We start from the raw sequence: 18,226 nt of genomic DNA on the forward strand, positions 1-18,226 counted from the left end.
ATTTCTATTAACCCTTACAACTTATTACAACAACTACAATGAATTACAACCTAACTCACCACACCCCACTCCACCAATTTATCCGGCGTAATGGGCAAGGTCCTGATGCGTTTTCCGGTGGCATTATAAACGGCATTGGCAACCGCTGCGGCCATGCCGATCAGCGAGATCTCGCCCATTCCTTTTGCACCGATGGGGTTAATAATAGGGTCGGGCTTGTTAACAAAAAGGGCCTCTATCTGCGGGATATCTGCATTTACAGGCACATGGTAATCGCCAAAGTTGCTGTTTACCAACCTGCCGTAACGGTGGTCGTAAACAGCTTCTTCGGTTAAGGCCATGCCAATGCCCATCACTGCGCCGCCGATCACCTGGCTGCGGGCCGTCTTCGGGCTGATGATTCGGCCTGAATCTGCTACGCAGGCAACCTTATCCACCTTAACCACACCGGTTGCCGGGTGTACATGCACCACTACAAAATGCACCGACCAGGAATACATCTGGTATTTATCCACCTCGCTGCCAGCCTTTGAATCGGTAACTACTTCGAGCTTATCCAGCTTATGTTCCTTCAATACTTTTACATAGTCGGGGTGGTCCTTCCCGCCATTGCCGATCAATTGCTGGAATTTTTCCTTCAGATCGGTACAAGCCATATAAACTGCCGAACCCACACTGGACGCAATGGTAGAGCCGCCCTGCTGCGGTGCATTAGGGTATGATGAATCGCCCAGGTCAAACCTCACCTTTTCTGCAGGGATCCCCATAGTTTCGGCGGCGATGGCTACCATGGCGGTACCCGTACCCGGGCCGATATCACTCACTGCAGTTTGTAAAACCAGCATCCCGTCGGCCATCATGGTAGCCTTTACAGTTGCAGGTTCCCGGTCGGCGCCAAATACGCCGCCGCTAACACCATAGCCTACCAGCCAGCCATCTTTGGTAACAGCACCAGGTTTGGGGCTGCGGTCGCTCCAGCCAATATGGTCGGCGCCCATTTTATAGGCTTCGTTTAAAAACTTACTTGAATACGGTTTATTGCTCTGCGGATCTGTTTCCGCATAATTCTTCATCCGCAATTCAATCGGGTCGATGTTCAGCTGGTAGGATAACTCATCTATAGCCGATTCCAGCGCGAAAGTGCCGGTCGCCTCGCCCGGGCCGCGCATCCAGATGGGCGAGCCTACATTCAGCGAAACAATTTTATAATGTGTATCCACGTTGGGGCAGGCGTACAAATAACGGCTCACGCCGGTAGGGAATTCAGCAAAATCCTCATAAGCCGAAGTTTGCCCGACAGCATTGTGCGTAATACCGACCAGTTTCCCGTCGGCCGTTGCGCCGATGCCTATTTTTTGCCAGGTATGCGGCCGGTAGCCTACCGAGGTAAACATATCCTGCCTTGAAAGCACCAGTTTAACCGGGCGTTTAACCACTTTAGCACCTATTACCGCAGCAACCTCATGCGACCATACCTGCAGCGCGCTGCCAAAAGCCCCGCCCACAAATTTCGAATTGACCTGGATATTCTCCGGCGGGAGTTTAAAAAATGCCGCCAGTTCATTTTGGGTTTCTTTTACGCCCTGGGTTTTAGTCCATACGGTAAATTTATTTTCCGCGTCCCAGCGGGCAATGCAGGCATGCAGCTCCATGGGGTTATGTACCTCGCTCGGGATAATATATTCCTGCTCCAGTTTTACCGGGGCGGTGTTCCAGGCGGCCACGGTTCCCCGGCTGTATTCAGGGGTCATCCCAAACATCTCGCCGGGGGTAAAGCCATTGTCTAAATGGTCGGTAAGCCTGGTGATATGTTTGTCTTCTGTATATTCCGCTTTCACCAGCGACCCTGCAAATTGCGCCCGTTCAAAGGTCTCAGCAATAACCAGGGCGATGGGCTGCCCGTTAAAAACGATCTTATCATCATAAAAAACCCGCAGGGGGCTTTTCTCAGGTTCCGGCTTGCCCTTTTCAGGAACATACCCCGGAACTACCGGTGTATTAAAATGGGTGATCACCGCCAGTACGCCCGGCGCCCGCAGCGCTTTTTGGGTATCGATAGATTTTATTACCCCTTTGGTGATGGTACTGCCCACCAGCACACCATAAACCAGGCCGGCAAGTTCATATTCTGCTGAATATTTGGCTGCACCGGTCACCTTAAGGCGGCCGTCAACCCGGCTGGGGCCGGTGGAGGATTTGGGATGATTTAGTTTGTTCATTTGTTGTTGTAAGGGTGGTATTGTTGGAATGTTAGAATGTTGTAAAGTTGAACGGTTAATATATCTGGTTGGCATTAAAACAACCTTGCAACCTTTCAACATTGCAACAAAATTTACACTATTCCGGCAGCATGCTTCAGTGCCTCCACAATACTTGCCGGGGCAAGCTTTAGTTTAAAGGCATTGTTTTCATATGCTTTCGCGCCTTGCATAGCTATTTGAGCGGCCTGTTTAAAGGTATCTTCAGCTACGGGCTTGCCTTCCATAAATTTCTCGGCCTCAAATAAGCGCCATGGTTTATGCGCCACGCCCCCCATAGCCAAACGGGCCTTTTTAATGGTTGTGCCGCTAAGCTCCAAAGCTGCCGCTACCGAAACCAGGGCGAAGGCGTAGGATTGCCTGTCGCGTACCTTCAGGTAATAGCTGTTTTTAGCGAAGTTATTATCCGGAATGTCCACGCCGATGATCATTTCATCTTTGCCGAGGTGGTTATCCAGTTCGGGATGGTCGTCCGGCAGGCGGTGGAATTCGGTAAAGGGAATATGTCTTTGGCCTTTTTTGCCCACAACCACTACCGAAGCATCCAAAGCGGCAAGCGCCACGCACATATCGCTGGGGTGTACCGCTATACATTGGGCGCTTGCGCCGAAAATAGCATGCATACGGTTATAGCCCTCCATGGCGCCGCAGCCGGTGCCCGGTTCGCGTTTATTGCAGGGCATGGTGGTATCGTAAAAATAAGTACAGCGGGTGCGCTGCATCATATTACCGCCGACCGTAGCCATATTGCGCAGCTGTTGCGACGCACCGGCTTTAAGCGCCATGCTGAGCAAAGGCTGCTTTTGCAACACCAAAGGATCTTCAGAAACTACGCTGTTTAACGCCAGTGTGCCTAAATGGATGCCTGTTTTTGTTGGGGTGATGCCTTTAAGGGGCAAATGGGTAATATCAATGAGTTTATCCGGGGCAATGATGCCATGTTTCATATGGTCGACCAAATTGGTGCCGCCGGCAATTATTTTTGTGCCCGGTTTGCTGATCGCATCCAGCACACTTTGCTGCGTGGAGGCGCGCTGGTATTGGAACTGTTTCATATCGCCATTCCCCCTTCCTTCACTTCCTGTATGGCGTTTACAATATTGGGGTAGGCCCCGCAGCGGCAAATATTCCCGCTCATATACTCGCGGATCTCGTGTTCCGAATTGGCATGGCCTTCGCGCACGCAAGCCACTGCCGACATGATCTGCCCCGGGGTACAATACCCGCACTGGAAACCGTCATGCTTTAAAAAAGCTTCCTGCATGGGGTGCAATTGGTCGCCTTTGGCCAGGCCCTCAATAGTGGTTACCTTTTTGCCGTTCACCATAATGCCTAAAGTGAGGCAGCTGTTTACCCTATGCCCGTCAACATGTACGGTGCAGGCGCCGCACTGGCCCATATCGCAGCCTTTTTTGGTGCCGGTAAGGTCAAGTTGTTCGCGCAGGATATCCAGCAGGGTGCTGCGTGGCTCCACCATCAGGTTATGGGGAACACCGTTGATCTCCAGGTGGAGCGGCATTTTTTCAAATACCTCTGCAAGCCTTTCGTCCATGTGCATTTCGGCAGCTTTGGCAGCGGCAACCGGGGTAAGGGCAACGGCAGTCATTAAAGCCGATTTTTTCAGGAAATCGCGGCGTGAATTATCCTTAACGTCCGATTCCTCCACCGGCCGGGAATGGTTTTTTTCTTTTTCCATAGGGTTTTTGCTTAGCAACACCCAAGTTAGGATTTTTTTGTAAACTGAAAGTACTTCAACAAATAATTTACAAAAAGAGCGTTGTGTATTTGATGCTATAACGGCAATGCAATGAGGGGGTTATGGGATAAATATTGAGTAAACGCCAGGCGGGCCGGGTATGGCGCGCTTTTGGTCATTGGTGCAGACATGCGCCTGGAGAGATGATATATAAATTAAATGGTTCACCAAATGTGAACTATTTAATTTATATTTGTTTTAGAATGAAAGTTCACCTTATCAAAAAGCAAACTTTAGAAGATTTCGCAATCCGGCACCCGGGAAGTAAAAGTTCGTTGGAAGACTGGATAGAAAAACTAAGACTTGCAGATTGGGAACAACCCGGCGATATGAAAAAGACTTATAACACTGCCGACCTTTTGGGAAAAAGCAGTAACCGGGTAATTTTTGATATTGGCGGCAATAATTACAGGATGATCTGCAAATACCTGTTCGGGGCAAAGCAAGTCCATTTATTTGTATGCTGGATAGGCACGCATGCAGCGTATGACAAGCTATGTAATCAGGGCGATCAGTATACTATCAATCTTTATTAAAAATGGAACAGGCAACAATAAAATATACCATCATCAGAAACAGGGAGCAATACAATCAATATTGCGATCAGCTGGAAGCTCTGCTAACTTTTGAGCATACCGACACCTTACAGGACGAAATAGACCTGCTGACTTTGCTGATTGAAAAGTACGACGACGAACACAGCACATTTAAAGAAACCGACCCCATTACCCTGCTGCGCTCTTTGATGCAGGACCACCACCTAAAGCCACAGGATTTGACTGCGATATTGGGTATAAGTAAGGGCTACGTATCCGACATTTTAAACTATAAAAAAGGCCTGTCCAAAGAAGTAATCCGCAAATTGGCGGCGCATTTTAAAGTAAGGCAGGAAGCTTTTAACCGGCCGTATAAATTGGTGTCGCCGGTTAATATGCATTTGCGAAATGCAAGTGTGATGAATACGACTAAGAAATTGGACTACGTTAAGAACGTATAAAAACCGACAGTTTGGTCGGGGACCTAAAACTTTTCGTTATGATACTAACCGGCACGCTTAGTACGGCGATCTTAAAACTGGAGTGTATTTGCTGTATTCGGTGTGTTTACTGTATTTGGGGAAAAAGAGTAAAGCAAAGAAAGATCCTTAAAAAAGATGTTGCCAAATTCCTTGCTATTTTACAGCATCATTTAAGCGAAATTTTCGCCGGAAAAAGAAATATATCAGCCCGCTTGGCTATTAAACCCGAAAACTATCCGGTATCAGTTCCATTACTGGTTAGGCCTGCAAATGGAATATGATTTGTTTGTGGCCAATCCCCGCTCCCGCGAGTTTAGCGCAGCATAACTCGTGGTATAGCATAGCGTGAGCTTTCAGCTCACCACATCAACTACTCATAATACATCAATCCTTTGCATAATGCCATCATCTGCCACTGCCTGGCCTACGTTAACGATAAGAAGCATGTTTTTAAGTATTATATTATTGAAAGCTGAAAGCTTTCCAAATGCAGTACCACGAGTTACGCTGCGCTAAACCCGCGGCAGCGATTGGGACTTTTTGCAGGAAGAGATAGCAGCAAGAAACATCCTTAAAAAAGATGTTGCCAAATCCCTTGCTATTTTACCGCATCATTTAAGCGAAATTTTCACCGGGAAAAGAAATATATCAGCCCGTTTGGCTATTAAACCCGAAAGCTATTCGGCATCAGTTCCCATTACTGGTTAGGCCTGCAAATGGAGTATGATCTGTTTGTTGCCCGGCTGGAGGAAGCAAAGTTGTAAGTAACGGTGTTAACTTTGCCCGATGTAAACACTATTTAAATGCTTATATTTGGTAATAAGAATGATTTTTTATGGAAAGGATTATTTTAGAAGTTGACGACCAGGTGGCTAAAAGCTGGCGGTATTCCTCTGAAAAGAAACGGCAGGAAGTAAATAATACCATTAATAAAATGCTGCAAATTGCTTTTAAACGTAAGGAAGACACTGATTTTATCGAATTTATTAAAGAAGTTCAGGATAAAGCAGCCGAACGCGGGCTTACAGAAGATGTATTGAACGATATATTGAATGAGCCGGACTGAGAAGTTCATTATTGATACCAATACCATTCTTAGCAGTTTATTTGTTAAGGATTCTATTCCTTTTAAAGCATTGGAAAAGGCCCGCAGCGAAGGGCTTTTGCTGTTTTCAGACGACACGTTTCTTGAATTTGAGCTGGTTTTGTTCAGAAAAAAATTTGACCGCTATTTTTCGAAAGAAGAAAGGCTTCAAATAGTTGAGAGGTTCTACAATGAAGCGGTTTTTGCTAATGTTTCATCAACTAATGCATTATGCAGAGATCCGAAGGATGACAAATTTCTCAACCTGGCGATTGATGCAAATGCTTCATGCATTATTACCGGCGACAAAGATTTATTGGTATTGCATCCGTTTGAAAATATACCAATTTTATTACCATCCGACTTTTTAGAGCGTTTTTAACTTTCGCCTATTTCAACCACCTTTTATTCCACGCCGGCGCTTCGCCAAACATTGCTTTGTGGAAGCGCATTAATGACCGTTTGATATCTTCAGGATGGTCGCCGCTATAGTTGTTGCCATTATAAGTTACCCACCAGTAAATATCCAGCGCATCAATATTTTCTGATAACATCTTAACCGGCCATCTTTCGCGCCTTGGGTTTTTCCATTCAGACTCTGTTCCGGATATTATTGCTGTTTTTAAACCCAGCAGTCCTTCTTTTATCGCGTAATCAGGTATTTTCTCTCCTGATGAACCGATGTGCACCAAAGTGACCCTGCCGTTTTTCAATTCATAAACTACGTAAACGCCATCCCGGTCGTCGGGGGCAGTGCACACTTCGTCAAGCAAATCGGTCGGGTTAAAAAAGAAGTGGCCGTGTTTTTTGTATTTATTGAGAATGTCAAACATTATTGAGCGTTTCTCAAATGTACGGTTATGATTGATAAAACAGGCCGTTCAATTAATTTGCATCTTTAGAGTTCGCATCGTTCCCCGCGACGACGCGCCGGGTTATTCGTCCCTGCCCGTAAATCTGTATCGTTATTCCCCACTTTTGTATAAATCCTGCTGCCGTGCCCGCCATAACTTTGACCTATAATTTAACGATCAAAAAAAATGGCAAAAACAATTTTTATAACAGGTGCTTCCCGCGGGTTCGGAAAGATCTGGGCCGAAGCTTTTTTAAAGCGCGGCGATAACGTGGTAGCTACCGCACGCAACCTTGATGCCTTAACCGGCCTGGTAAATATTTATGGCAAACAGATCCTGCCGCTGCAATTGGATGTAAACAACCGTGCCGATTGTTTTGCGGCGATTGAAAAAGCCACCGCGCATTTTGGCGCCATCGATGTACTGATCAATAATGCAGGTTATGGCCTCTTCGGCACAATCGAGGAAACCAGCGAACAGGAAGCCCGCGACCAGATAGAAACCAACTTTTTTGGTTTGCTTTGGGTTACCCAGGCAATTTTACCGGTAATGCGCAAACAGGGGCATGGCCACATCATCCAGTTATCAAGCGTATTGGGCATCACTACCCTGCCTGTTTTGGGCCTGTATAACGCCTCTAAATTTGCGGTTGAAGGCTTGAGCGAAACACTGGCAAGCGAAGTAAAAGGTTTTGGTATTAACGTTACACTGATCGAACCCAACGGTTTCGCAACCGACTGGGCAGGCGCTTCCGCAGTAAATACTACCCAGTTAGAGGTGTATGATGGCGTAAGGGCCGCTTTCCAGGCGGGTTTAACTGACGATATCTTCGGGATCCCTGAAGCAACAGCCGAAGCCGTATTAAAATTGGTGGACAGCGAAAACCCTCCATTGCGCTTGTTTTTGGGCAAGGTGGCGTTGCCATGGGCCGGCCAGGTGTACCAGGACCGTTTGGCAACCTGGAACGAATGGGCCGATGTGGCTGCTGCCGCACACGGCAAATAACCTCAACACAACGTCAATTTAATATGTAATTCAACTGACAAAATCCATGCCCGCCGCGGTATGGATTTTGTTAATATTGTACTGATATGAAGCACTTTAAAAGCCTTGCCGAACTGCACCGGGCAAATGGTTTCCCGCCGCCCGAAATGCCATTGTTAAGCCTCTTCAGGTGCAAAAATGTTTGCTCCCTCGGCGTAACGGAATTTACCGGCGATTTTTATATGATCGGCTTTAAAAAACTGATCTCGGGCATGTTTTTGTATGGCCGCACCAAATACGACCATGAGAACGGTTCCATGTCATTTGTAAAACCCCGCCAGGTGGTTAAGCTGGAGAACCTGGAGTTTGAAGAAGACGGCTTTCTTATTTACTTCCACGAGGACTTTATAAACGGGCACCCGCTTCATTCAGAAATAAAAAAATATAACTTTTTTGAATACGAGGCTAATGAGGCCCTGCACCTCTCGCCTAACGAGGAGAAGATCATTTGGGAGCTGTACAGCAAAATAGAAACCGAATACCACAATAACCAGGATGAATACAGCCGTGATATTATACTGGCGCATATCGATTCTATCCTGAAATATTCGCAGCGTTTTTATAAACGGCAGTTTTTAAATCGAACCGACCTTTCCGGCAAAGTGGTTTCAAAATTCAATAAAGTGCTCGGCGCTTATTTTGACAGTGGTTCCCTGCAGGAAAAAGGGCTGCCTTCGGTAACCAGTATGGCCTCCGAGCTCAATTTATCGTCGCGTTATTTAAGCGATGTGCTAAAACAGGAGACGGGTAAAACGGCGATGGAACTGATCCACATATTTTTGATCGCCGAAGCAAAAAACCTGCTCACGGGGTCGGATAACAACATAGCCGAAACCGCCTATTCGCTGGGCTTTGATAACCTGCCCTACTTCTCCAGGCTGTTTAAAAAAGAAGTTGGCATAAGCCCCAATCAATATAAAAAGATGATTTTGAATTAAGCGACGGCGTTTAGGCAAAATACAACGTTTGCACAGAGACGGAAATTGGTTTATCGCCCATTTGCGTTTATAAACGCACTCCGTTGACTCACCCGGACGTTGCTACGCTCGTCCGCCCTCTCTTTCGCTACGCGATAAAGAGGGCAAAAAAGGAAAAAGAGGAGGAATTTAATACCGAATAATGAATTTTGAATATCGAAATCCGAAGTGTCTAACTTCATTATTCAATATTCGACATTGGGTGTTCGATATTAAAATCCTTAACTTAACGTCAATGCCCCATACGGGCTACCACTTTGTAGAAACCAAATGCCAGGGATAATTGCCACGTCAGTGGCTACCCTTTGTGAATTGGGGGTCCGTTTTACTTATCTCTGGCTCACCTTTTTAATTAATGCTCCTGTGCTGTAATTATTTACCGCCACGTGCGTCTTATCCTAAAATAAAGCATACAGCGATGCTCCTTAGGTTCCAGAATTTATATAAAGATGACGGCGGGTATTAAAATATCATGCAGTCTCTTGGTCTGTATGCTGCTTTCGGTCGCTGCTTATTGCCAGCCGGGCGCGGGCAAAACCTATGGCTTTTCACTTACCGTATTAACAGAAAAGACGCAACCCGCCGATGGCGCTACCGTGACGTTATTAAAAGATGGCAAACTGTTAAAGGTCGCCATTGCCGATGCAAAAGGTGTGGCCGGGTTTGACGGTATCGCAGACGGCAGCTATATATTTTCCGTTACTTATACGGGTTATCAACCGCAAACAACCGGAACTTATCAATTCCCCGGCAATACAACAGCTGCTACTATCACCCTGCAGCCGGCAAACACTACACTGCATGAAGTAAATATCACCGCCAACCGGCCCTTTGTTGAGCAAAAAGAAGGTAAAGTTATATTGAATGTAGACGCATTGGCCAGCAATACCGGCGCTACGGTGCTGGAGGTACTGGAGAAATCGCCGGGTGTAACGGTCGACAGGAACGGCGGCATCTCCCTGCAGGGCAAAACGGGCGTATTGGTGATGATCGACGATAAACCCACCTATCTTTCGGGCGATGACCTGAATAATTTACTTAGCAGCATGAGCTCCGCCCAGGTTAACCAGATCGAACTGATCGCCAACCCCTCCGCCCGTTACGACGCCAGCGGTAATGCGGGCATAATCAATATCAAAACCAAAAAGAACCGGGTAAAGGGTTTCAATGGTTCTTTTACGTCAACACTCGGGCATGGCTTGTACCCCAAAAACAGCGAAACCCTGGTACTCAACTACCGCAATGGTAAGTTCAACACTTTTTTCAGCTATAACCTCAACTACTCGCAGTATTACCTCAACCTTTATGCGCTACGCAAATACTACGATGGGAATGGAACACTACTGTCAATGCTTGACCAGCCAGCATATTTTAAAGGAACATTTTTAAATAATACTGTTAAAACAGGCCTGGATTATTACATCGACAATAAAACAACTATTGGTATCGTCCTATCCGGCACGGCCACCAACCGCGATGGTAACAATACCGACCTGGCCCGCTGGCTAAGCCCGGCAGGCGTTCCTGATTCGGCCATATTTACCGGTAATAAAAACAACAACACTTTCAAAAACGGCGCCATCAACCTTAATGCCCGGCATACCATCTCGGCTTCGCAGGATATCGCTGCCGACTTCGACCTGCTGCATTATACCATCGCCAGCAACCAAAATTTCGATTACCAGCTGCAGGCGCCGGGAGGGTATGACCTGTTGTCGAGGGCGAACATCCCGACATCCATTAATATCCTTACCGGCAAAGTTGATTATACCCTGAAAGCCGGCAAAAATGGCAAGCTGGAAGCCGGGTGGAAATCCTCACACAGCAGTACAGATAATTCAGCAGCTTACCAAAATTTCGACGGCGCACAATATGTTAACGACGATACAAAAAGCAACCATTTTGTCTACAACGAAACCATCCATGCGCTATATGGTGATTTTGAGCAAAGATATGATCATCTGACCATTCAGTTTGGCGCCCGTTATGAACATACCGGCTACCATGCCGACCAGTTGGGCAATGCTATTCAAAAGGATTCTGCCTTCTCACGGAACTATGGCGGCATATTTCCGAGTGGCTTCATCAGTTACCAGGTTGATACCGCCAACAGCTTCAGCCTGAGCGCCGGCCGGCGCATTGACAGGCCGGCGTTCCAGGTGCTTAATCCTTTTTTATTCATCATCAACAAATACACCTACGAAACCGGCAATCCCTATATCCTGCCGCAATACAGCTGGAACCTGGTGCTTAGCCACCAGTATAAAAACCTGCTTACTACCAGCATTTCATACAGCCTGATCAGCAATTATTTCTCGCAGCTTTTCCTTGCCGACACCTCAAAACAGATCCTGCTTTACTCGCAGGGAAATGTGGGCCATACTTATAATTTAGGGCTTTCTGAAGCTGTTTCCGCCTCGCCGTTTAACTGGTGGTCGCTTACGGCACAGGCCGTTTTTAACCACAAGCAACTGGCTGGTTTTAACGGCAATAATTACACCAGCACTATAAATCAACTAAGCGTAAACACCACCAACCAGTTTACGATCGCCAAAATTTACACCGCCGAAATTACCGGCGCTTACACCACCCACGCCCGTAATGACATACAGGAACTTTTATCCCCGACAGGCCAATTGTCCCTGGCATTTTCCAGGCCAGTACTAAATAAAAAGGCCACTATTAAATTGAGTTACCGCGATATTTTCCATACCAACTGGATGGAGGGGTTAACCCAATTCCCCAATGCTACGGAATACTTTAAGGAATTACGTGATACGCGCGTAATAACCATTGCATTTACTTACCGATTTGGCAAAGCGTATAAAGCCGACAAACATTCGGATACAGGCGCCGGCGACGAAATGGATAGGGTAGGGAACGGTTGATCGTTACCCCCCGGCCTTAAACTATGAACTCTACCGGCAAACACCTATATTAGCCCTTCGTACCACACCAATGCCAAATGAGAACATTAACCTGTTTTTCCGCAGCTGTTTTACTTTGCAGCTTTGCCTGCGCTCAACAAATGAATACACAAAAACTCACTTACCCCGCAACCAAAAAGGTTGACACCGTAAACACCTATTTCGGCACCGCTGTGCCCGACCCCTACCGCTGGCTGGAAGATGACCGCGCCGCAGATACCAAAGCCTGGGTACAGGACGAAAACAAGGTAACGCAAGGCTATCTTTCGCAGATCCCCTACCGGGATGCCATGCATAAACGCCTTGAGCAATTATGGAATTACGAAAAATACAGCGCTCCTTTTAAAGAGGGCCGGTACACCTATTTTTATAAGAACGATGGCCTGCAAAGCCAGGCCGTTTTATGGCGGCAAATTGGCGATGGCGCGCCTGAGGTCTTCCTTGATCCGAATAAATTTTCGGCAGACGGTACCACGTCTATGCAGGGCATCGACTTTACCAAAGACGGCAGCATGGCAGCCTACCAGCTTTCTGAAGGCGGCAGCGACTGGCGCAAGGTCATCGTCATCAATACAGCGGATAAAGCGGTGGTTGGCGATACGCTCACCGATATCAAATTCAGCGGTATAGCCTGGCGCGGTAACGAGGGTTTTTATTACAGCAGTTATGATAAACCTAAAACAGGGTCGCAATTATCGGGCCTCACGCAGTTTCACAAACTATTTTACCACCAGCTGGGTACACCCCAGGCCAGCGACAAACTGGTGTTTGGCGGCGACCAAACCAAACGCAGGTACATCGGCGCTTATTTAACCGAGGACCAGCGTTTCCTGGTGATCACCGCCGCTAATGAAACTACCGGCAACGAGCTTTACATCCAGGACCTCAGCGTCCCCGGCAGCCAGATTGTCAACGTGGTGGATAATTTTGACAACGAACATTCTGTACTGGATAATGTAGGGAGCAAGCTTTATATCCTCACCAACCTTTATTCGCCCAATTTTAAAATTATTACGGTGGATGCGGTGAGCCCCAAACCGGTATATTGGAAGGATTTGATCCCTACCACAAAAAATGTTTTGAGCGCATCAACAGGCGGCGGTAAGATCTTTGCCGAATACCTGAAAGACGCCACCTCCTTTGTGGAACAATTTGACATGGAAGGCAAGCTGGAACGTACCATAACACTACCCGGCATCGGCACGGCATCAGGTTTCGGTACCAGGCATGACGAAAAGGAAACCTATTACACCTTTACCAATTATGTGTATCCGCCAACTATTTTTAAGCTGGATATTGCAAACGGTGCATCAACCGTTTATAAAAAATCAAACGTGCAGTTTGACCCAACCCTGTACACAAGCGAGCAGGTGTTTTATAAATCGAAGGATGGCACCAAGGTCCCTATGATCATTACCTACAAAAAAGGCACGGTAATGAACGGCAGAAACCCAACGCTTTTATATGCTTACGGTGGTTTTGGCGTCAGCCTTACACCGGCATTTAGTACCAGCAACATTATTTTACTGGAACATGGCGGCATTTACGCGGTACCCAACCTGCGCGGCGGCGGCGAGTACGGCGAAAAATGGCATAAAGCGGGCATTAAATTAAAAAAGCAGAATGTTTTTGATGATTTCATCGCGGCGGCTGAATACCTCATCAAACATAAGTATACCTCGCACGATTACCTGGCCATTGCAGGCGGATCAAACGGCGGTTTACTCATCGGCGCCACCATGACACAACGGCCCGACCTGTGCAAAGTGGCCCTGCCGGCGGTAGGCGTAATGGATATGCTGCGTTATAACCAGTTTACCGCGGGCGCAGGCTGGAGCTATGATTATGGCACGGCTGAAGACAGTAAAGAGATGTTTGATTACCTGTATCATTATTCGCCTTACCATGCTTTAAAACCAAATAATTACCCGGCAACCATGGTTACTACGGCCGATCATGACGATCGCGTGGTACCGGCGCATTCCTTTAAGTTTGCCGCCCGCTTGCAGGAATACCAACAGAGCCCGGCCCCCGTGATCATCCGGATTGAAACCAAAGCGGGCCACGGTGCCGGCCAGAGTACCGAACAGGTGATCAGCGGGCAGGTTGATAAATGGGCCTTTATGTTTTGGAATATGGGAGTGAGCTGGTGATTTACGAATTTAGAATTACGATTTTAGATTTATTGAAGGCGGAATGCTGATTGCGGAATGATTTGAATAGAAGGTAAAAAAATGAAATTATTAGCAGATGATGTATCTGATGGGTTTTCTTTCGACCTGGTTTTTAATTGGTGGGAGATTGCCTTATTTATACTTCTGATAGTATTGGTGATTTATAGGATATTAAGGCGGCGGAGAAAATAAATTGGTTTTATGATTGCATTTGAAAAAACTTACAGAGTTTTGTAAGCATCGTAAGTTTAATATGTTTAGAATTAAAAAAAAATCAATGTTTAAGATAAATTTAACTAAAGCGTTTTTACTTACGGTATTAACTGGAGCAATCTGCGTGTATTCTTCCTCCGCCCAAACCGTCAAACAAAACCTCAACATTGTCTTTATCGGCAACAGTATTACACACGGGGCTAATCTTGATGATCCGCTGGACGACGCACCACCGGTTATTGCTACCGCATATTTAAGGAAACAGGCCAATATCCGTACGGTTAACTATTCAAACCAGGGATACAGCGGTTTTACCACGGTTGATTTTTTACCATCTACAGGTACTGCCTTCAAAAAAGTGGAGGTGGCAGCGGCAGCATTTGAAGATAAAAAGGCGCAACTTATATTTTCCATCAAGTTAGGTACTAATGACAGCGCTATTCAGGGGCCAAACGGCTCGCCGGTTGCGCCCGGGGCCTATCAGCAAAATTTAAAAACCATAGCCGATAACCTGTTAAAGGAATTTCCGGGATGTATCATCATTTTTCAGCATCCTATCTGGTACAGCCCAAATACCTATAATGGCGCCAAATACCTGCAGGAAGGCCTATCCAGGCTGCAAAGCTATATCCCGCTGATTGACCAACTGGTTGCTGATTATGCCAAAACGCAGCCAAAACAAGTATTTGTTGGTGATACAGATGCTTTCGGCTATTTCAAAAAAAATTATTTAACCGACCTCACCCCCGAAGACGGTCACCAGGGTACATTTTACCTGCATCCCAATAAAAAAGGCGCAGCGGCTTTAGGTACTTTTTGGGCTAAAGCCATTCTCAAAGTGCTTAAACAGCGATAGCATCAAAAAAAAGGCAAGCCAATTTTCATCAGCCTGCCTTTATATAATTTTATTTTAAGTGCGATTAATGCCTGTCGCCGTGGTCGCGGTCACCATGATCACCGTGTCCCCTGTCGCCTTGATCACCACGTCCCCTGTTGCCACGATCGCCATAACCTCTGTCTCTGCGGTCTTCATCACCTCTCCAATGGTTGCGGTAACGCCCGTCTCGGCTTTCACGGATGATCACCTGGTCGCGGCGACCCCTGTAGCCTGCATAGCGGGCTCTCCATTGTTCGTGGCGCTCCCATGGGTTGCGGTCGTTAATTACCACTTTGTAGCTATGGTACCTGTCCCAGTTGCGGAATCGTGGGGGTAAATAGCCACGATGAACCCAAACATTGTTTTCCCTGTAAACATAAACGTGTGCAGGCACATCATAATAAGCATCAATATCAGGAATATAATAATACCGGGCATTGTTATAACCTACCGGCCCCCATGAGGGCTGGTTGCCGATGTTTACGCCCGCACTTATAGTGAGTTGCGCATCGGCTGTTTTGAATAATAAGCAGCCAAATAATATAGCGGCTGCAAAAATTAGTTTTTTCATAAATTTCAAATCGTTTATTGGATAGACCATAAAAAGCACCAATAGTCAATTTTGTTTTATTTTATTTTTTTGACAGCAGGAAAAGATGTTCCCTTTTTTATATAAAAAGGCGCCTTAAAACAAGGCGCCATAGGTTAAAAAGTCTAAATAACGGGTATGCGTTCTTTTAATATTTCATCACAATATATCCAGTTTTGTGCCTGGCAATTCCATTGATCTTGTAATCCAGCGCGTAAAAATAAGTACCGGGTAGTTGCAGTTTCCCGTTTTTAGTGGAATGCCCGTCAAATACTTTGGTGCTGTTATCATAGTTTTTAGCCTCAAACACTACTTGCCCGGCCCGGTTTATAATGGTTAGTTTATTATCGGGATAATTGGCAATCCCGTCTATCAGCAGAAAATCATTGATGCCGTCTCCATTAGGCGACAGGCCCATGTGAACGTTGATCTCTTCCCCTGTTAGTTGCGGCTTATCGATGGGGTTGCTTACACTCACTGCTTCATAAATACTGTTGAATACCTGGCCTGCTGCATGCGTTACTGATATGGAGTAGGTCCGGGTAGTAACCCCATCCTGGGCCGTTACCTGCACCGTAATGATTGTCGGGTCGGTATTCAACGCGATGCTTTGCGATGGGACTCCGGAAGTTACCGGTAACCCGTTCACGGTAATTACAGCGCCAGGGGTGTTGGGTACTGCCGTCAGGGTGGTTGAAGTGGTGCCCGCTGCTACCGTTGCTGAAAAATTACTCGAGTGATTTGCGCCGGAAACATGAGTAAGCATTGAACCTGCGCTCAGCGTCATTGACACGCTGACATCGCTGGAGCCGTTTTTGTAAACAAATAAAAGCGTAGTTCTTTTGGTAATGCCATCCGCGGCGGTAACCTCTACCGGGATGACTGTAGGGTTGGCATTGATTGCGATAAGCTGCGATACTGATCCGGATACTACCGGACTACCGTTCACTGTTATCGTAGCGCCCGGGTCGCTGGCTGTAGGGATTACCCCAAGCGTATTGGTGCCCGGTGTTACCGAGGCAGAATAAGTATTCACCTGGTTTGCGTTGGAAACAAAAGTAAGGTCCGAACCCGTGCTCAGTGTCAGGTTGCTTAAAATAGCATTACTTGAACCGTTTTTGTAGACGGATACAGCATACGTTCTTTGGGTAACCCCATCCTGGGCCGTTACCTGTACCGAAATAATTGTGGGGTTGGTAGTCAGCGCAATGCTTTGCGAAGCTGTTCCCGACGTTACCGGCGTACCATCAACCTTAATCGTGGCGTTAGGATCAGTGGCCGTAGGTGCCAGGGTAAGCGACGCAGTGCCCGGCGATACCGACGCGTAAAAATAAGCCACCTGGTTTGCACCGGAAGCATAAGTAAGGGTTGACCCTGTACTGAGCGTCATCTGCTTCAGGCTTATATCGCTTGAACCATTTTTGTAAACCGAAACAGCATAGGTTCTTTTGGTAATGCCATCGGCTGCGGTAAGCACCGCTGTAATAATAGTGGGATTGGTATTAATCGCGATGCTTTGCGATGCTGTTCCTGATGTAACAGGTGTTCCGTTTACTGTTATTGTAGCCCCGGGGGCGCTGGCCGTTGGCGTTAAGGTAAGCGATGCGGTTCCCGGTGTTACCGAGGCTGAAAAATAATTCACCTGGCTTGAAGTAGACACATAGGTAAGTTCTGAACCTGTACTCAGTGTCATTTTCAGCAATGCATACCCCGATGCTTCCTTGGTAATCGTTATAGAATAGGTTTTGGTGGCGGTTCCCCCAACCGAGCTTACTACAATGTTTACGGTATTAATGCCGGGGTTTAAAGTTATATTAGGCGATGCATTGCCTGACTGTACGTCCGTTCCGTTTATTTTAATAGTTGCTGTTGCATCTGTAGCTACCGGGGTTACGGTGATAAATTCACTGGTTGTTGTTGCTGTATAACTCGTTTTTAGGGGATCAAATACAGGAGATAAGGTGCCGCTGCTTAATGTTAGGGCGCTAAGATTAACCGATGCACCTGTTTTATCAATATTTATGGTTGCCGAACTGCTGCCAGCCGCATTATAAGCGGTGATCGTATACGTTTTTGCGGGGCTTAATGCAACCGGTGTCCCGCTGATAACCCCCGTAGTTTTATCAAAACTTAAGCCGGCAGGTAAAGGCTTGTCAATAGTATAGCCACCGGAATTTATTATAATAACGCTGTTCCCATCATTCATAAACAAATTCCCAAATCTGTCTATCGCCATAACAGAAGCGTAATTTCCTGTCGCAAAAAGAACTACAGCGCCTCCGTCCGCAGAGATTTTCCATACCGCGTTTTTGGTTGCATAATAAACATTTCCATCCACGTCGGTTGTTATGGGTATAGGTTCACTGCCAATAGGGTCAGTAAACGTACTTATCGTAGAGATAGAGCCCCCGCCTGCTGGGATTTTCTTAATTGCCTTGTCTATATAATCTGCCAC

The 18,226-nt window shown here is 46.6% G+C and carries 15 protein-coding genes; 9 read left to right on the forward strand and 6 right to left on the reverse strand.

Annotated features, from left to right (window positions below; translation table 11 throughout):
• Positions 1 to 50: 50 nt before the first annotated feature.
• From MgSA37_RS25715 to MgSA37_RS25725, 3 genes are all read right to left on the reverse strand, one after another.
• Positions 51 to 2,219, reverse strand: a complete 2,169-nt coding sequence (locus tag MgSA37_RS25715; protein WP_096356379.1) for a xanthine dehydrogenase family protein molybdopterin-binding subunit — start codon at positions 2,217 to 2,219, stop codon at positions 51 to 53.
• Between the two features lie 113 nt (positions 2,220 to 2,332).
• Positions 2,333 to 3,313 carry an FAD binding domain-containing protein gene (locus tag MgSA37_RS25720; protein WP_096356381.1) on the reverse strand — a complete coding sequence of 327 codons (981 nt, stop codon included), beginning with the start codon at positions 3,311 to 3,313 and terminating at the stop codon, positions 2,333 to 2,335.
• The gene (locus MgSA37_RS25725) at positions 3,310 to 3,954 is read right to left on the reverse strand and encodes a (2Fe-2S)-binding protein (RefSeq protein ID WP_096357748.1); all 645 of its coding nucleotides are present in this window, start codon (positions 3,952 to 3,954) and stop codon (positions 3,310 to 3,312) included. Before MgSA37_RS25725 ends, MgSA37_RS25720 begins: the two co-directional genes overlap by 4 nt.
• Before the next feature lie 263 nt (positions 3,955 to 4,217).
• Here MgSA37_RS25725 and MgSA37_RS25730 point away from each other — a divergent pair, with 263 nt between their 5' ends.
• From MgSA37_RS25730 to MgSA37_RS25750, 4 genes are all read left to right on the forward strand, one after another.
• On the forward strand, positions 4,218 to 4,550 hold the full coding sequence (locus MgSA37_RS25730) for a type II toxin-antitoxin system HigB family toxin (RefSeq protein WP_096356383.1): 333 nt from the start codon (positions 4,218 to 4,220) through the stop codon (positions 4,548 to 4,550).
• A gap of 2 nt (positions 4,551 to 4,552) precedes the next feature.
• Positions 4,553 to 5,011: a helix-turn-helix domain-containing protein gene (locus MgSA37_RS25735; protein ID WP_096356385.1), complete on the forward strand. Its 459-nt coding sequence runs from the start codon at positions 4,553 to 4,555 to the stop codon at positions 5,009 to 5,011.
• 856 nt (positions 5,012 to 5,867) lie between these two features.
• Positions 5,868 to 6,098, forward strand: a complete 231-nt coding sequence (locus tag MgSA37_RS25745; protein WP_096356388.1) for a hypothetical protein — start codon at positions 5,868 to 5,870, stop codon at positions 6,096 to 6,098.
• Complete coding sequence (locus MgSA37_RS25750) at positions 6,085 to 6,498, forward strand: putative toxin-antitoxin system toxin component, PIN family (RefSeq protein WP_096356390.1); 414 nt, start codon at positions 6,085 to 6,087, stop codon at positions 6,496 to 6,498. The genes MgSA37_RS25745 and MgSA37_RS25750 overlap by 14 nt, the downstream gene beginning before the upstream one ends.
• 7 nt (positions 6,499 to 6,505) lie before the next feature.
• Here MgSA37_RS25750 and MgSA37_RS25755 read toward each other — a convergent pair whose 3' ends face one another.
• The gene (locus MgSA37_RS25755; RefSeq protein WP_096356392.1) at positions 6,506 to 6,949 is read right to left on the reverse strand and encodes an HAD family hydrolase; all 444 of its coding nucleotides are present in this window, start codon (positions 6,947 to 6,949) and stop codon (positions 6,506 to 6,508) included.
• 207 nt (positions 6,950 to 7,156) lie between these two features.
• Between MgSA37_RS25755 and MgSA37_RS25760 the strand changes: the two genes are divergently transcribed.
• The 5 genes from MgSA37_RS25760 (at position 7,157) to MgSA37_RS25780 (ending at position 15,161) form a co-directional block, all read left to right on the forward strand.
• Positions 7,157 to 7,975: an SDR family NAD(P)-dependent oxidoreductase gene (locus MgSA37_RS25760; protein WP_096356394.1), complete on the forward strand. Its 819-nt coding sequence runs from the start codon at positions 7,157 to 7,159 to the stop codon at positions 7,973 to 7,975.
• Between the two features lie 86 nt (positions 7,976 to 8,061).
• The gene (locus tag MgSA37_RS25765) at positions 8,062 to 8,952 is read left to right on the forward strand and encodes a helix-turn-helix domain-containing protein (RefSeq protein WP_096356396.1); all 891 of its coding nucleotides are present in this window, start codon (positions 8,062 to 8,064) and stop codon (positions 8,950 to 8,952) included.
• Between the two features lie 530 nt (positions 8,953 to 9,482).
• Complete coding sequence (locus MgSA37_RS25770; protein ID WP_172885373.1) at positions 9,483 to 11,879, forward strand: TonB-dependent receptor; 2,397 nt, start codon at positions 9,483 to 9,485, stop codon at positions 11,877 to 11,879.
• A 77-nt stretch (positions 11,880 to 11,956) separates the two neighbouring features.
• The gene (locus MgSA37_RS25775) at positions 11,957 to 14,071 is read left to right on the forward strand and encodes a prolyl oligopeptidase family serine peptidase (RefSeq protein ID WP_096356399.1); all 2,115 of its coding nucleotides are present in this window, start codon (positions 11,957 to 11,959) and stop codon (positions 14,069 to 14,071) included.
• Positions 14,072 to 14,369: 298 nt separating this feature from the next.
• Positions 14,370 to 15,161 carry an SGNH/GDSL hydrolase family protein gene (locus MgSA37_RS25780; RefSeq protein WP_096357750.1) on the forward strand — a complete coding sequence of 264 codons (792 nt, stop codon included), beginning with the start codon at positions 14,370 to 14,372 and terminating at the stop codon, positions 15,159 to 15,161.
• 64 nt (positions 15,162 to 15,225) lie between these two features.
• Here MgSA37_RS25780 and MgSA37_RS25785 read toward each other — a convergent pair whose 3' ends face one another.
• Positions 15,226 to 15,753, reverse strand: coding sequence for a hypothetical protein (locus MgSA37_RS25785; RefSeq protein WP_096356401.1), 528 nt, complete (start codon positions 15,751 to 15,753; stop codon positions 15,226 to 15,228).
• A gap of 166 nt (positions 15,754 to 15,919) precedes the next feature.
• Entirely contained in the window at positions 15,920 to 18,226 is a 2,307-nt protein-coding gene (locus MgSA37_RS25790) for a cadherin-like beta sandwich domain-containing protein (RefSeq protein ID WP_157750744.1), read from the reverse strand.

The sequence above is a fragment of the Mucilaginibacter gotjawali genome, from assembly GCF_002355435.1.
Lineage (GTDB): Bacteria > Bacteroidota > Bacteroidia > Sphingobacteriales > Sphingobacteriaceae > Mucilaginibacter > Mucilaginibacter gotjawali.

Coding starts and splice junctions, on each gene's coding strand:
- MgSA37_RS25765 (WP_096356396.1), top strand. CDS start 8,062: ATGAAGCACTTTAAAAGCCTTGCCGAACTGCACCGGGCAAATGGTTTC.
- MgSA37_RS25770 (WP_172885373.1), top strand. CDS start 9,483: ATGCTGCTTTCGGTCGCTGCTTATTGCCAGCCGGGCGCGGGCAAAACC.
- MgSA37_RS25780 (WP_096357750.1), top strand. CDS start 14,370: ATGTTTAAGATAAATTTAACTAAAGCGTTTTTACTTACGGTATTAACT.
- MgSA37_RS25755 (WP_096356392.1), bottom strand. CDS start 6,949: ATGTTTGACATTCTCAATAAATACAAAAAACACGGCCACTTCTTTTTT.
- MgSA37_RS25735 (WP_096356385.1), top strand. CDS start 4,553: ATGGAACAGGCAACAATAAAATATACCATCATCAGAAACAGGGAGCAA.
- MgSA37_RS25775 (WP_096356399.1), top strand. CDS start 11,957: ATGAGAACATTAACCTGTTTTTCCGCAGCTGTTTTACTTTGCAGCTTT.
- MgSA37_RS25720 (WP_096356381.1), bottom strand. CDS start 3,313: ATGAAACAGTTCCAATACCAGCGCGCCTCCACGCAGCAAAGTGTGCTG.
- MgSA37_RS25745 (WP_096356388.1), top strand. CDS start 5,868: ATGGAAAGGATTATTTTAGAAGTTGACGACCAGGTGGCTAAAAGCTGG.
- MgSA37_RS25785 (WP_096356401.1), bottom strand. CDS start 15,753: ATGAAAAAACTAATTTTTGCAGCCGCTATATTATTTGGCTGCTTATTA.
- MgSA37_RS25750 (WP_096356390.1), top strand. CDS start 6,085: ATGAGCCGGACTGAGAAGTTCATTATTGATACCAATACCATTCTTAGC.
- MgSA37_RS25730 (WP_096356383.1), top strand. CDS start 4,218: ATGAAAGTTCACCTTATCAAAAAGCAAACTTTAGAAGATTTCGCAATC.
- MgSA37_RS25715 (WP_096356379.1), bottom strand. CDS start 2,219: ATGAACAAACTAAATCATCCCAAATCCTCCACCGGCCCCAGCCGGGTT.
- MgSA37_RS25760 (WP_096356394.1), top strand. CDS start 7,157: ATGGCAAAAACAATTTTTATAACAGGTGCTTCCCGCGGGTTCGGAAAG.
- MgSA37_RS25725 (WP_096357748.1), bottom strand. CDS start 3,954: ATGGAAAAAGAAAAAAACCATTCCCGGCCGGTGGAGGAATCGGACGTT.